The 14,438-nt window shown below is 48.7% G+C and carries 9 protein-coding genes and 1 CRISPR repeat array; of the genes, 6 read left to right on the top strand and 3 right to left on the bottom strand.

What is annotated here, in order from left to right; all coding sequences use genetic code 11:
- Positions 1-20: 20 nt before the first annotated feature.
- The 6 genes from cas7e to ACOJUO_RS24840 all read left to right on the top strand — a co-directional run bounded on the left by cas7e (position 21) and on the right by ACOJUO_RS24840 (position 7,937).
- The gene (gene cas7e / locus ACOJUO_RS24865; RefSeq protein ID WP_422138501.1) at positions 21-1,112 is read left to right on the top strand and encodes a type I-E CRISPR-associated protein Cas7/Cse4/CasC; all 1,092 of its coding nucleotides are present in this window, start codon (positions 21-23) and stop codon (positions 1,110-1,112) included.
- 2 nt (positions 1,113-1,114) lie between these two features.
- On the top strand, positions 1,115-1,780 hold the full coding sequence (cas5e, locus tag ACOJUO_RS24860; protein WP_422134561.1) for a type I-E CRISPR-associated protein Cas5/CasD: 666 nt from the start codon (positions 1,115-1,117) through the stop codon (positions 1,778-1,780).
- Complete coding sequence (gene cas6e, locus ACOJUO_RS24855; protein ID WP_422138500.1) at positions 1,767-2,387, top strand: type I-E CRISPR-associated protein Cas6/Cse3/CasE; 621 nt, start codon at positions 1,767-1,769, stop codon at positions 2,385-2,387. The genes cas5e and cas6e overlap by 14 nt, the downstream gene beginning before the upstream one ends.
- Positions 2,388-2,418: 31 nt before the next feature.
- On the top strand, positions 2,419-3,339 hold the full coding sequence (gene cas1e / locus ACOJUO_RS24850) for a type I-E CRISPR-associated endonuclease Cas1e (RefSeq protein ID WP_422138499.1): 921 nt from the start codon (positions 2,419-2,421) through the stop codon (positions 3,337-3,339).
- Between the two features lies 1 nt (position 3,340).
- Complete coding sequence (gene cas2e / locus ACOJUO_RS24845) at positions 3,341-3,628, top strand: type I-E CRISPR-associated endoribonuclease Cas2e (RefSeq protein ID WP_422134558.1); 288 nt, start codon at positions 3,341-3,343, stop codon at positions 3,626-3,628.
- A 107-nt stretch (positions 3,629-3,735) separates the two neighbouring features.
- A CRISPR array of direct repeats spans positions 3,736-6,333; the repeat unit is 29 nt; unit sequence GTGTTCCCTGCGCCCGCAGGGATGAACCG.
- 413 nt (positions 6,334-6,746) lie between these two features.
- Positions 6,747-7,937, top strand: a complete 1,191-nt coding sequence (locus tag ACOJUO_RS24840) for a Fic family protein (protein WP_422138498.1) — start codon at positions 6,747-6,749, stop codon at positions 7,935-7,937.
- Positions 7,938-8,405: 468 nt separating this feature from the next.
- Here the strand turns inward: ACOJUO_RS24840 and ACOJUO_RS24835 are convergent, their stop codons facing one another.
- The 3 genes from ACOJUO_RS24835 to ACOJUO_RS24825 all read right to left on the bottom strand — a co-directional run bounded on the left by ACOJUO_RS24835 (position 8,406) and on the right by ACOJUO_RS24825 (position 14,425).
- The gene (locus tag ACOJUO_RS24835; protein WP_422138497.1) at positions 8,406-9,665 is read right to left on the bottom strand and encodes a hypothetical protein; all 1,260 of its coding nucleotides are present in this window, start codon (positions 9,663-9,665) and stop codon (positions 8,406-8,408) included.
- A 224-nt stretch (positions 9,666-9,889) separates the two neighbouring features.
- Positions 9,890-12,133 (bottom strand): tetratricopeptide repeat protein, encoded by a 2,244-nt coding sequence (locus tag ACOJUO_RS24830; protein ID WP_422138496.1) that lies wholly within the window; start codon positions 12,131-12,133, stop codon positions 9,890-9,892.
- A 54-nt stretch (positions 12,134-12,187) separates the two neighbouring features.
- Positions 12,188-14,425, bottom strand: coding sequence for a hypothetical protein (locus ACOJUO_RS24825; protein ID WP_422138495.1), 2,238 nt, complete (start codon positions 14,423-14,425; stop codon positions 12,188-12,190).
- Between the last annotated feature and the right edge of the window lie 13 nt (positions 14,426-14,438).

The following is a 14,438-nucleotide window of genomic DNA, read 5'->3' as shown; positions in this document are numbered from 1 at the left end:
ACATTTAAAAGGACAATCTTATGAATAAGAACTTCATTAACTTTCATATCCTGATTTCCCATAGCCCATCCTGCCTTAACCGGGATGACATGAATATGCAGAAGTCGGCTATTTTCGGTGGTAAACGGCGGGTGCGTGTTTCCAGCCAGAGTTTGAAGCGAACCCTGCGTAAAAGTGATTATTATCGGGAGCATCTTGGTAACCCCAGCCAGCGGACAAAACAGCTGGGTGAATATCAGAATTTTGTTGTTGAACAGTTAAAAGAGCGATTTGCAGCGGATTTAATCAAAAAGGCTATGACCTGGGTATCCGGTAAAAAAGACATTGAAACGAGCACCAAAGGTGATGCCGTTGCTCCCTGGGTTATTGAAGAAATTGCCTATGTATGTGAACAGATTCAATCCCCTGAAAATGAAGGGCTGGATGAAAAAAAACTGCAAAAGCTGATTGAAAAAGACAGTCAGGGATTCCGACAAGCTGTGGGACAAGCGGTGGATATCGCTCTGTCTGGGCGGATGGCGACTTCAGGGCTGATGAGTGCGGTAGGCAAAGTGGACGGTGCCCTTGCTGTGGCCCATTCCATCACCACCCATGCAGTTGATGCTGATATCGATTGGTTCACTGCCGTTGATGATTTGCAGGAAATGGGATCGGGCCACCTGGATACCCAGGAATTTTCCTCTGGCGTTTTTTATCGTTATGCCAGCCTGAACCTTCAGCAGTTACAAAAAAATCTGGGTGACGCTTCCCGTGAACAGGCGCTGGAAATTGCTGCCCATGTATTGCATATGCTTGCTACTGAAGTGCCTTCTGCCAAACAACAAAGTTTTGCTGCCCATAATCTGGCTGATCTGGCACTGGTTAGTTTTTCTGACCAGCCACTGTCACTGGCCAACGCCTTTGAAAGTCCTGTGAAGGAAAAAGGAGATGGTTTCCGCCGTCCTTCTATAAAGGAACTCCATGACTATTGGAAAAAACTGACAGTAAGGTTTGATCTGGATGATAGCTGTGCCGAATTTGTGCTTGAAGATGTTGAAGTTCCTCAAGGTATTAATGCTGTTGAGTCCTTATCCGTACTGAAGCAATGGGTTCAAAACAATGGTGAGGACTAATTATGCGACAGTATTTGATTCTGAAGCTGGAAGGTCCTTTGCAAAGCTGGGGTAAACACAGCTTTGAAGGATTGCGACCATCGGAGGCTTTTCCGGGGCGCAGTGCCTTGTTGGGGCTTCTGGGAGCCTGCCTTGGTATTGACCGTGAAGACTTTGAAAGGCAGCGCCAACTGGCGACGAGTGTCGGCTTTGCAGTGCGTATTGATCAGGGCAAACACAGGCCGATAAAAATGACTGACTATCACACCGTTAAGGATGCACGGGAGGATTATCAGGGGCTGAAAAGCCATCAGACCATTCAGACCTGGCGTGAGTATTGGCAGGATGCCAAATACACTGTTGCCATCTGGAATCTGGCAGAAGCCAGTATCTCTCTGCAACAATTGCAGCAAGCCGTTCGCAAACCCATCTTCACTCCGGTACTGGGCCGACGCAGCTGTCCATTGGTTCGACCCTTGTTTGAAAATATGATTGAAGCCGAAGATGCGCTAGCCGCACTCATAGAAATTGAACCTGTAGCCGGTACGGTCTACAACGAAGAAAAATCAGGCAGCCGCCAGCTTCAGCTCAGGGATGTCCCCATCACTGAACAGCCAAGGCAGTTTGCTAATCGGAGAGTCCATGTGCAGGTGCTGACGAAAGAGGAGGGATGTGATGTATCTGGCTAAAGTGCATATTTCCCCCGCAAAGAGTAATAATGCTTACGAACTTCACCGGGCTTTATGGCAATTGTTTCCTGATCGACCGGATGACAACCGTACCTTTCTGTTTCGTGTAGAAAGCTGGAGTCATGCAACCGGGGCTCAGGTCTTAATGCAATCACTCTCAAAACCAGCTGATGGCAGTGAGCATGCTCGTTGTCTGGCGACCAAAGCAGTTAATTATAAATTCCAGGAAGGTCAGCAACTGCGGTTTCGGCTGCGATGTAATCCGGTTAAGGCGGTTAAGGATGAGCGTAAAGGTACGGTAACTCGTAACGGTAGAACACATATTCGTTCGGTCAGAGTACCTTTGTTCAGAGAAGAAGAGCAGCAGCAATGGCTGAAAAGTAAACTCAAACGGGCTGGTGCCCGCTTACAGGCGGTCAATATAGTGCAGGAAAATCCAATTTACTTTCGTAAAACACGGGAAATGCGCAGTGGCAAGGTGCAGCCGGTGCTGTTTGAGGGTGTATTACTGGTGGTCGAACCATCAGCATTACAGAAGGCTGTGGCTGAAGGCATAGGGCCTGCAAAATCCTTTGGCATGGGGCTGATGAGTCTGGCTGCCTGTTAAGTCTGAAATCTAACGATAACAGAGAGATTAGATGTCGTTTATCCCACTAAAACCCATCCCAATCAAAGACCGGCTCTCTATGGTATTTGTCAGCAAAGGTCGAATAGATGTCCGTGATGGCGCTTTTGTTGTAGTTGATGAAGTCAACGGTGACAGAAAACATATCCCTGTGGGTTCTGTCGTTTGTATTAGGCTCGAGCCGGGTACACGAGTATCACATGCTGCTGTCAAACTTGCGGCAACGACCGGGACACTCTTGATTTGGACGGGTGAGTCCGGTGTACGACTTTATTCTGCCGGACAGCCGGGTGGAGCAAGGTCAGATAAATTGCTTTATCAGGCAAAACTGGCTCTGGATGAAGAACTGAGACTGAAAGTCGTTCGCAAGATGTTCGAATTTCGTTTTGGCGAACCAGCCCCTTCTCGCCGTTCAGTGGATCAACTGCGAGGTATAGAAGGTGCCAGGGTCAGAAAAACGTATCAGCTAATGGCAAAACAATATGGTGTGGAATGGAAGGGGCGAAGTTATGACCCAAAGGATTGGGCGTCAGGTGACACCATCAACAAATGTTTAAGTGCTGCTACAGCCTGTCTTTATGGCGTTACTGAGGCGGCAGTGTTAGCGGCGGGTTATGCACCAGCCATTGGATTTATTCATTCTGGTAAGCCCAAAGCATTTGTGTATGACATTGCTGATCTGTTCAAATTTGAAACAGTAGTGCCTGTCGCGTTTCAGATTGCTGCCAAGGGTACTCATAACCCAGACAGGGATGTACGTATTACCTGTCGCGACAGTTTTCGTAAAACACGACTACTAAAAAAGATCATACCCACTATTGAAGAGATTCTGGCGGCAGGAGAAATTACGCCACCTCCACCGCCAGAAGATTCACAGCCACCGGCGATTCCTGAGCCTGTTTCTATTGGTGACACAGGTCATAGGAGCAGTTGAAATGAGTATGTTGGTTGTGGTGACTGAAAATGTACCACCAAGATTAAGAGGAAGGTTGGCCGTCTGGCTTCTGGAAATTCGAGCTGGCGTATACGTTGGAGATGTATCTATGAGAATCAGGGAAATGATATGGGAGCAAATAAATGCGCTGGCTGAAGATGGCAACGTGGCCATGGCCTGGGCCACCAACACAGAATCCGGATTTGATTTTCAAACTTACGGCACGAACAGAAGAATACCTATTGAAGAAGATGGTTTAAGGCTGGTTCTTTTTCAATCGGGAGAGTAATTAATCCGTTCTTTAACAATGGAATATTTACAGTGATTTTTTGATGAATTCGCTGGTGGAAATTTTAGGTATTGTAACCTTTTGATTTAATGGTGTATTTTTTTAGGGTGTTCCCTGCGCCCGCAGGGATGAACCGGTTGTATTTGTAAGCCTGGTTGTCTTTGGGCAGTGTTCCCTGCGCCCGCAGGGATGAACCGCACTGGTGCTGTTTACACCTCTTTGACTTCTGGTGTTCCCTGCGCCCGCAGGGATGAACCGTAGACGAAGTGTTGCACATGCAATGCAAAGTAGTGTTCCCTGCGCCCGCAGGGATGAACCGATTGCGAACACACAAACTGCATCACAACCCCGGTGTTCCCTGCGCCCGCAGGGATGAACCGCAGACACTCTCGTTATTGAAAATCCAGTTGAGCGTGTTCCCTGCGCCCGCAGGGATGAACCGGTAATACGGGGGTAAATTCCCACACGTCGAAAGTGTTCCCTGCGCCCGCAGGGATGAACCGTTTTTGGGATACAAAGATATGCCAAGCGGCAAGTGTTCCCTGCGCCCGCAGGGATGAACCGTGCCGAAAGCTTTTCGGAACATTTCTACACGGGTGTTCCCTGCGCCCGCAGGGATGAACCGCTTTCAGCGATGATCGGTATGTTCCCTACAAGGTGTTCCCTGCGCCCGCAGGGATGAACCGGATAGAAACCCACTGAACAATAACAGGAGTAACGTGTTCCCTGCGCCCGCAGGGATGAACCGCCGGTACTCATCTCACCAACGGTACCGGCAATGTGTTCCCTGCGCCCGCAGGGATGAACCGTCTGAGGCTATTTTTCTTGATCCTGAAGTCGAGTGTTCCCTGCGCCCGCAGGGATGAACCGCCGACACTCTCGTTACACAACATCCAGTCGAGCGTGTTCCCTGCGCCCGCAGGGATGAACCGCTGGCGGATTACGCCTCGGGAAATTCTGGTAAGTGTTCCCTGCGCCCGCAGGGATGAACCGAACGGTCAGTTAACTCATGTAGGACTATGTGAGTGTTCCCTGCGCCCGCAGGGATGAACCGGCTCGGGCCCGAGCCAGAATGTTGGATTTATGGTGTTCCCTGCGCCCGCAGGGATGAACCGACGGGGTGGACTACTGCATGACCCAGGTATCGGTGTTCCCTGCGCCCGCAGGGATGAACCGCCGGCAACTCAGTATTAGCCTGCCCGGCAATGCGTGTTCCCTGCGCCCGCAGGGATGAACCGAGTGGGGCGCTGTCACGGGGTTGAGAGAAGGTGTGTTCCCTGCGCCCGCAGGGATGAACCGAAACCAGCAGCTGGACCAGTTAATTCAACAGCGTGTTCCCTGCGCCCGCAGGGATGAACCGCACTTCCTCACGACAGCTAAAAGACCAGCTGAGTGTTCCCTGCGCCCGCAGGGATGAACCGCGTTACTCATCCGGTGAACTCCGGCACAAAAAGTGTTCCCTGCGCCCGCAGGGATGAACCGAAATGGAAAGGCGAGGGCAACACCGGAACCAAGTGTTCCCTGCGCCCGCAGGGATGAACCGAAATGGAAAGGCGAGGGCAACACCGGAACCAAGTGTTCCCTGCGCCCGCAGGGATGAACCGCAGCTATGGTCAATTCATCGGGTGCGGCAAATGTGTTCCCTGCGCCCGCAGGGATGAACCGGCGTCTAATCGGCTTGAAGATTGGGACAGAAAGTGTTCCCTGCGCCCGCAGGGATGAACCGCGATTTTCTCACAAACCGAGCCAGTAAAGTCAGTGTTCCCTGCGCCCGCAGGGATGAACCGATTCCGCCGTCGCTGGTGTGTTCACATGGACAGTGTTCCCTGCGCCCGCAGGGATGAACCGCAGTTCCCGGGCCGCCCATAAAAACTTCTGGGGTGTTCCCTGCGCCCGCAGGGATGAACCGTGAGCGGGCCGCAATTTGAGCATCAGTTATTGGTGTTCCCTGCGCCCGCAGGGATGAACCGGGTCTACAGCATTGGGAAATTCTACATAAGGGGTGTTCCCTGCGCCCGCAGGGATGAACCGAATTTCTTCCTTGTTGTCTTCCCAACATGCAAGTGTTCCCTGCGCCCGCAGGGATGAACCGCTCAGCCTGGCCAATGCCAATGTGGTAGGTAAGTGTTCCCTGCGCCCGCAGGGATGAACCGTCCATTAACGCTGAACGTTGTGTTATTGATTGGTGTTCCCTGCGCCCGCAGGGATGAACCGCCATGGCAGAGAACATGGTGGACCCCTGGCAGCGTATTCCCTGCGCCCGCAGGGATGAACCGGATGGTCATATGGAATATCAGATCTTCGTAGGGTGTTCCCTGCGCCCGCAGGGATGAACCGCTTGTTTAAGAGCTATCGGCGAGCACGTACCGGTGTTCCCTGCGCCCGCAGGGATGAACCGCGGCTGGTCGGGTGTCATTTCGGCGTACAACCGTGTTCCCTGCGCCCGCAGGGATGAACCGTCTTCTATTACATGGCCTGTGATGGTGATAAAGTGTTCCCTGCGCCCGCAGGGATGAACCGGGCCTGCGCGACTATCCCTGCCTGAAAGTGCAGTGTTCCCTGCGCCCGCAGGGATGAACCGGACCACGACATCACCCACGCCTGGCTGCAGGCGTGTGTTCCCTGCGCCCGCAGGGATGAACCTCGTAATCTTGAGGCCGATGATCTCCTTGGGATGTGTTCCCTGCGCCCGCAGGGATGAACCGCACTAAAACTAAAGGTGTCCAAATATTTCTTAAACTGGAAACGTAAACTTAGAGTTAATATCCCAGTTGTGATTATCAAGCCTCCAGCGACCTTAAACTGGCAATTCGAATTTGAGTGGTTTGGTGGTGTTATTCTTCATATACGTCGCTGATCATGTTTTTTATGGAGTCTCAGATTCAAGTCTGCCTCCATAATTGGCTGATCCACTGGCACGTGAAAGAGTTTGCTTTTAATGCCTTAAGTAAGTAGGTTACCCCAAAGCGGTGCCCCTTCTTGGTTCGATCATTGGCAAGCCTCTATTCCGGAATTTTTACTCTATCAAAAACCGGCAAAAAATAATGGAAAATATCCATAAAACCCTTTGTTTAGCTATGCTAGATTGGAAAAAAGATCGGCAAAAAGATCGGCAAAAATGACTTCTATAGCACCATTTTTACTTCAGGATAGTGCTCCAGGGGAGCTACAAGATGCTGCGGTTGAGCTGATGCAACTTGATGCAGCACTCAATGCCCATATACCTGAATCTCTCAGAGAGTCGCTCAAATTTATGCTTAGAGTTGTAAACTCTTTCTACAGTAACCGCATAGAAGGAAATCCAACTCAGCCAGCAGAAATACTAAAGGCACAATTAAACAAAGAAAAAGATTTAAAAGATGATTTATTTGAAATAAAGCATCATATTGAAGTTCAAAAATATTTAAATCAAAAGTCGTTAGATAGAAATGAAATTTGCACTGTTGATTTTTTAAAAGAACTTCACAGATCCTTTTATGAAGGGATGCCTAAGAAATTTCTTGAGATTGACAACGAAGAAACCGGTGAGAAAATCAACATTCAACCTGGTAAGTTTCGCACAAGAGATTTTCATGTAGGAAAACATATTGCTCCCGAATACCAAGAACTCACACGCCTTCTAAACTGGTTTTCGAACGCTTACAGCCCAGATAGGGTTTTTGGGACCAACCGCATTTTTGCTGCCGCTGCCTCACACCACAGACTAATGTGGATTCACCCCTTTATGGATGGAAATGGTAGAGTGGGCAGGCTATTCACAGATAACTATATGAAACACTGTGCCAACCTTGGTGGGTATGGTTTGTGGTCGATTAGCCGTGGTTTTGGCAGGGATGTTGACTCTTATTACCAAGCTCTTGCAGCAGCTGACATGGAGCGACAGGGTTCAAGTGATGGCAGAGGGATGCTGTCAGATAGAGGCTTATTAAAATTCACGACCTATTTTATTGAAACCGCATTGGATCAAGTTAAGTTCTTTTATGAACTACTCGACCCTAAACGCTTGGTTGAGCGAGTAGATATTTATTTTGAAATGAGAAACAGGCAGGCTATAACAGGCTTGGATGGTAGCCATCTTCCAAAAATGAGGCCTGAAGTTAAGACAATATATAAAGAACTGCTGACAACAAGAACAGGCGAATTAGAAAGAACTGAGATACAAGGAATGTTCAATCTTGGAGAGAGAACAATAAGAACTATTTTATCTCAAATGGTCGATGAGCGTTTGGTCAGCGCCCCTCCCAGAAAGCCAGTATCTCTCTCTTTGTCTCCAAACTCAGTGGAAATCCTGTTCCCAAGATTGTGGTAAATCATTGCACGTGTTAGCGTAACTGCCGATAAAGTGCTTCTGTTAACCGTACGACCATGGCTAAATGATTGGGCGGTTAGCATCTTAGGAATAAAGCAGCCTGTTGCTACTGGCTATGACGCTTAATTGGCATTGGCTGCTAGCAGCCTGTCGGACTTAAGACTGTCCTACACGGCAACTGCTCCTGCGTTGCTCTAGCTCCTGCATCCATGCAGTCGTGCGGTTGCAATAAATTGGTCTAAAAATCTCTGTTTCTTCGTCAAATAGCTCGCTATTCTCCTCAGAAACAGAGATTTTTATCCTCAATTTCTTGCAATCCTCGCTACGGACGCTTAAGTCCGACAGGCTGCTAGTTCGAGAGGTATGAAAAAGTGTTCCCTGTGCCTGCAGGGGTGAACCGCCATGCCTCTCAGAATGACACGTTTATATTTGCTCTCATGTCATGCACCTTAAAAAGGGCTCTGCTGATTAGCCAGGAGATAGCTTCAACTGCTCCAATTCACATTCATCCAACTGATACAATTCACTGCATCGTTTCAGCAGCCTTTCAGCCAGTTCATGTTTACCCATCACTCGCCAGAGATTGATCAGAGCCAGATCAATGTCACGGTTTTCAGAGGGGATGCACAGAATGTCTTCACTGGCACTGAGTTGCTTGCCGCTCATGTTCAGCAGAAGTCTCTCAGTCTGTTGATGTTTGCCCATCAGTGACCAGAGTCTCACCAGAGCCAGATCAGTGTCACTCTGTTCAGAGGGGGTGCACAGAATGTCTTCACTGGCATTGGCTTGCTTGCCGCTCATGTTGAACAGCAGCCTTTCAGCCAGTTGATATTTGCCCACTAGCCCCCAGTGTCGCACCAGTTTCAGATCGATGTCATGATGCCCGGAGGGTTCGCTGTCTTCACTTGCATTTTCGTGCCTGTCACTCATTTTTCGTAGCAGTCTTTCAGCCTGCTCATATTTGCTCATCACTTGCCATATTCGCACCAGAGCCATATTAACGGTAGGGATGTGCTTACTCAGTCTTTGCACAGAGGGAGCGTGTGGTTTTGACCGCAACCTTCTGGTCAGCTCTGAATTTATGTTCAGAAGAAGTGTTTCAGTCAGTGTGTGTTTGTCCATAGACTGCCAAAGTCGTGCAATAGTAATATCTGCGTTGAAATTCCCTGAAGGTTCGCACAGGGTCCTGTCATTGGCATTGGGCTTTATGTTTCTCAATGCTAACAGTCGTGCTTCAGCGTTAAAGTACTCTCCAAGTGCCTCTTCACAACGACTCAGGGTCAGATCAAGGTTATGAATGGTCGAAGCCCCGAACTCAGTGAATGATCCAGTCAACCTGAGTTCTTCCAGAAGAGAGCAGGCTTCTATCTGTTTTTTGCGGGTTTGCTCTTTTAGTGACCTTGCCAGCCCAATCACTATGTTTTGGTAGTGGAACAGACTCAGTATGTCCTGATCTTCGTTTAATATGATCTGGAACACTTTTTCTGCATTTGTGAAATTTTGTTTTTTTAGTTCTTCGAAAGCTTTATCGATCCTCTCTCTGGTGGATTCAGGGTAGGAGGGCCTGGCACTTTGCTGGACTTTGGTATTTGAGGATCTGTTCGAATGTTCATGAACACGCTCATTAATTGATGAAGATTCCGGGTTTAAATTGGATCGGCTCTTTTTTGTTGTTTTTGTTGCACTACTGGCCGCAGCGCCAGTTTTTGGTTTTATTACATACCTCATATCAATAGAACTTCCATGGAAAAGTTAATCTGTTGGACAGTAAACGGTTGTGAAAGTTCATATTTATCTATTTATCTTGTCAGATTTTTTTTTCTTATGAGCGGGGTAGCGGATTCGTTGCCTGGTCAAAAATCAGCAAGACAAAAGGCGATGAAGCTCGTTATCACCATGAGTCGGAAGAGCTATAAAACTCATACCTCCAGATAATCAGCGGGGACAGAGGTTCATGTTTGCTTTGTGAGACTTTTCATCTTAGCCAGGGCAATGGCTTCTTTGATTCGCCAATGATCGGTTTTATCTTTATGTTGCCGGATGGGTTCAAGGGATCGGGCTCTACTGAACAATGCTTTCCATACTTGCTCACTGGCACCCATCATTCTGAGACAATGCGCTTTTTGTGACACCGCACTTGCATTTGTGGGGCTCTTCGCCAATGCTGATTCTACAAGCTCAAGAGCGTGTTTGAGGCTATCACTTCCTGATTCAGGGCCACTCTTTATTATTTGCTCACGTGCCAGGATGAAATAATGGATCGAAGTCAACAGCAGTGTGTTGGTATTTTCCGGATACCGGGCAATCATGTCCATAAATCCTGCTTGCCCGAGATGAAAGTTCAAGAGTGACAATTCACATTCAGTTGAATGATAGAGTTGACAACAATTCTCAATCAGTCTCATGGCCTGTTGAGATTTGCCCACTATTTCCCAGTGATGTGCCAGAGTAAGATCAATATCATGATGCCCGGAGGGCTTGCACATCTCTTCCTCACTGGCATCAGGGCACTTGCCACTCATGTTCAGCAGCAGTCTTTCAGCCCATTTATGTTTATTGCCTTCCATCAGCTCCCAGAGTCGTACCAGAGCCAGATCAGTCTCGTTATTTCCAGAGGGTTTGCACAGGACTTCCTCAGTGGCATCAGGGGGCTTGTTACTCATGTTCAGCAGCAGTCTTTCCGCCCATTCATGTTTGCCATCTATCGTCTCCCATAGGCGTGCCAGAGTCAGGTCAACTTTATGATTTCCAGAGGGCTTGCAAAGGACTTCTGTATCGGCATCAGGGTGCTTGCCACTCATGTTCAGCAACAGTTTTTCACAGCATTTATCCTTGTCCATTATTCGCCAGAGTATTGCCAGAGCCATATCAACAAGATATTTTCCAGAGACCTTGCACAGGACTTCCTCACTGGCATCAGGGTGCTTGCCACTCATGTTCAGCAGCAGTGTTTCAGCCAGTTTATATTTGCCCATCACCTCCCAGTGTCGTGCCAGGGTCAGATTGATGTCGTCATTCTCACAGGGGCTGCACAGGACTTCCTCACTGGCATCAGGGTGTTTGCCACTCATGTTCAGCAGTAGCTTTTCAGCCAGTTTATTTTTGTCCATCAACTGCCAGAGTCGCACCAGTGCCAGATCGGTGTCATGCTTGGTGGTCTGACACAGACTGTCCTCATCGGCATTGATGCGCTTGCCACTCATGCTCAGCAGCAGTTTTTCAGCCAGTTTGTATTTGCCCATTATTTCCCAAATTCGCACCAGGGACAGGTTGGTGACATGATCCTCACAGGGCCTGCACAGAGTGTCTTCACTGGCATTGGGGTGCTTGTTACTCATTTCCAGCAGCAGTTTTTCACTCTGTTCATGTTTGCCCTGCGCCTGTAAGAGTCGCACCAGAGCAATATTGGCGTTATGGAGGAATTTACCCAATTTTTTTTTAGCGTTGGCGGATGGGCACGACCGACGCTTTTGAGTCAGCTCTGCCACGACTTTTAGTAGCAGTCCATCGGCCAGCTTGATTTTGTTCATAGTCTCCCATAGCAGGGCCAGGGCAATATCAACGGTGTAGTTGCCAGAGGGCTCACACAGTGCCCTCTCGTTGGCTTGAGGCTTTTTGTTGCTCAGCATTAAAAGTCGTTTTTCAGCCCTGAGGTGCCTCCCCAGCGCCTGTTCGCATTGGCTCAGGGTCAGCTCAAGATGGGTAACGGTCGACGCTCCGAATGGATAGAATGTTTCATTTGATCTGAGCTCTTCCAGAAGAGAGCTGGCTTCTAACTGTTTTTCGCGGTTTTGTTCTTTTAGCGACCTTGCAAGCCCCAGCAGTACCTCATGTCGCTGGTATTGATTCAGTGACTCCATACAGTTTTTCAAGATGGTACGAAACGCTTTTTCTGCCGTTGCGTATTTGCGGTCTTTGAATTCTTGGTAAGCATTATCAATCATGTCTGAATAAGGGCCAGGACCTTTCTTCTGACTGAGTTGTTGAGACCTCAGGGAAGAAGGTTTCTGGTTTACCGTTGTATGCCGGTCTCTGATATTTGCGGGTGAATTCCAATGTTGCTCAGCACTCTGAACACGTGGAATGAACGCTGGCGCCTCGGGGTTCAATTTAGATTGTGGCTTTGATGTTATGGAATCTGCAAGGGCCGAACTTGTATTGGCTGTGGCGCTGGTTGGAGTTAGTCCGTGATTCATAGCGATATAACTCTCATGGAAACATGCTCTTTGACTGTTCACAGGGACAGAAGTTCATTTTAACTCTGCGCGACCTCGCACTTTCCGAAGAGCTGCGGTTTCTGCACTTCGCCAATGATCGGTTTTATCTTTATGCTCTCGACTGGGTTCAAGGCGACGGGCTCTTTGGAACAATCCTTTCCATACTTGCTGATCGGCGCTCATCATTCTCAGACAGTGCGCTTTTTGCGACACCGCGCCCGCATTTGTGGGACACTTCTGCAATGCTGATTCTGCGAACTCAAGAGCTGTTTTGAGAGTATCTTTTCCTAATTCCGGGCCACCCTCTGTTATCTGCTCACATGCCAGGATGAAATAATGGATCGAAGTCGTCAGCAGTGTATTGGCATTTTTCGGATACCGGGTAATCATTTCCATAAATCCTGCTTGCCCGACATGGAAGTTCAACAGTAACAATTCACATTCAAGCGAATGATAGAGTCCACTGCAACGTTCAATCAGTTTCCTGACCTGTTGAATTTTGCCCACTGCTTTCCAGTGCCGCGCCAGAGCCAGATCAATATCATGATTCCCGGAGGGCTTGCACAGGTCTTCCTCACTGGCATCAGGGCTCTTGTTACTCATGTTCAGCAGCAGTCTTTCAGCCCGTTCATGTGTGCTCTCTGTCATCTCCCAGAGTCGCGCCAGAGCCAGATCAATTTCTTTATTTCCACAAGGCTTGCACAGGGCTTCCTCAGTGGCGTCAGGGGGCTTGCCACTCATGTTAAGCAGCAGTCTTTCAGCCCATTCATGTTTGCCATCTGTCATCTCCCAGAGTCGCATCAGAGCCAGGTCAATTTTATGATCTCCTGTGGGCCTGCAAAGGACTTCCGCATTGGCATCAGGGTCCTTGCCACTGATGTTCAGCAACAGTTTTTCACTCCATTCAATGTTGCCCATCACTCGCCAGAGTATTGCCAGAGCCAGATCAATAGCAAACTTTCCAGAGATTTTGCAGAGGTGTTTCTCACTGGCATCAGGGTGCTTGCCACTGACGTTCAGCAGCAGTTTTTCAGCCAGTTTATATTTGCCCATCACCTCCCAGTGTCGTGCCAGGGGCAGATTGAGGTTTTCATGCTCACAGGGGCTGCACAGGACTTCCTCACTGGCTTCAGGATCCTTGCCAGCCATTTTCAGCAGCAGTTTTTCAGCCAGTTTATGTTTGTCCATCAACTGCCAGAGTCGTACCAGTACCAGATCAATGTCATGCTTTGTGGGCTGACACAGACGGTCCTCATTGGCATCGGCGCGCTTGCCACTCATATTCAACAGCAGTTTTTCCGCCAGTTTATATTTGCCCATTACCTCCCATATTTGCACCAGGCTCAGGTTGATGTCCAGATGCTCACAGGGCCTGCATAGAATGTCTTCGCTGGCATTGGGGGGCTTGCCACTCATCTCCAGAAGCAGGTTTTCAGCCCCTTGCTGTTTGCCCATCCGCTCCCAGAGTAGTACCAGAGTCATATTTGCGTCGTGGAGGTATTTGCAAAATTTATTGGCAGCGCGAGCGGATAGACGTGACTGAAGTTTTTGAGTCAGTTCTGCCAGGATTTTCAGTAGCAGTGTTTCAGCCAGCTTGCGTTTGTTCATAATCTCCCATAGCCGGGCCAGTGCAATATCAACGTTATAATCCCCGGAAGGCTGACACAGTGCCCACTCGTTGGCATTGGGCTTTTTGTTGCTCAGAATTAAAAGTCGTGTTTCAGCCTTGAGGTACCTTCCCAGCGTCTGTTCGCATTGGCTCAGGGTCAGCTCAAGGTAGGGTATGGTCGAAGCTCCGGATTGAGAGAATGTTCCATTTGATCTGAGTTCTTCCAGAAGAGAACAGGCTTCTAACTGTTTTTCTTGGGTTTGTTCTTTTAGCGACCTTGCAAGCCCCATCAGTACAGAATGGCGCTGAAATTGACTCAGTGTCTCCTCAGAGTTTTTGAGGAGGGTCCGAAATGCTTTTTCTGCCGTTGTGAATTTGTGTTTTCTGAGTTCTTTGTAAGCATCATCAATCATGCCTGAATAAGCGTTATGATGTTTTTTTCTGTGTTGTTGAAACGTCGGCGTAGAAAGGTCCTGGCTTGCAGTTGCTTGCCGGTCTCTGATATTGGCGGGTGGATTCCAATGTTGCTGAGTACTCTGAGTACGTGGAATAAATGCTGGCGCCTCAGGGTTCAATGTAGATTTTGGCTTTGATGTTGTGGAATCTGCAGGGCTCGTGCTTGTATCGGCTGTGGTGTTGATTGGGGTTAAACCGTGACTCATAGCTATAACTTCC

Source organism: Endozoicomonas sp. ALC020, assembly GCF_049275935.1.
GTDB lineage: Bacteria > Pseudomonadota > Gammaproteobacteria > Pseudomonadales > Endozoicomonadaceae > Endozoicomonas_A.
The sequence above is the reverse complement of the archived record's forward strand: the minus strand, read 5'-3'. Positions and strand labels throughout refer to the sequence as shown.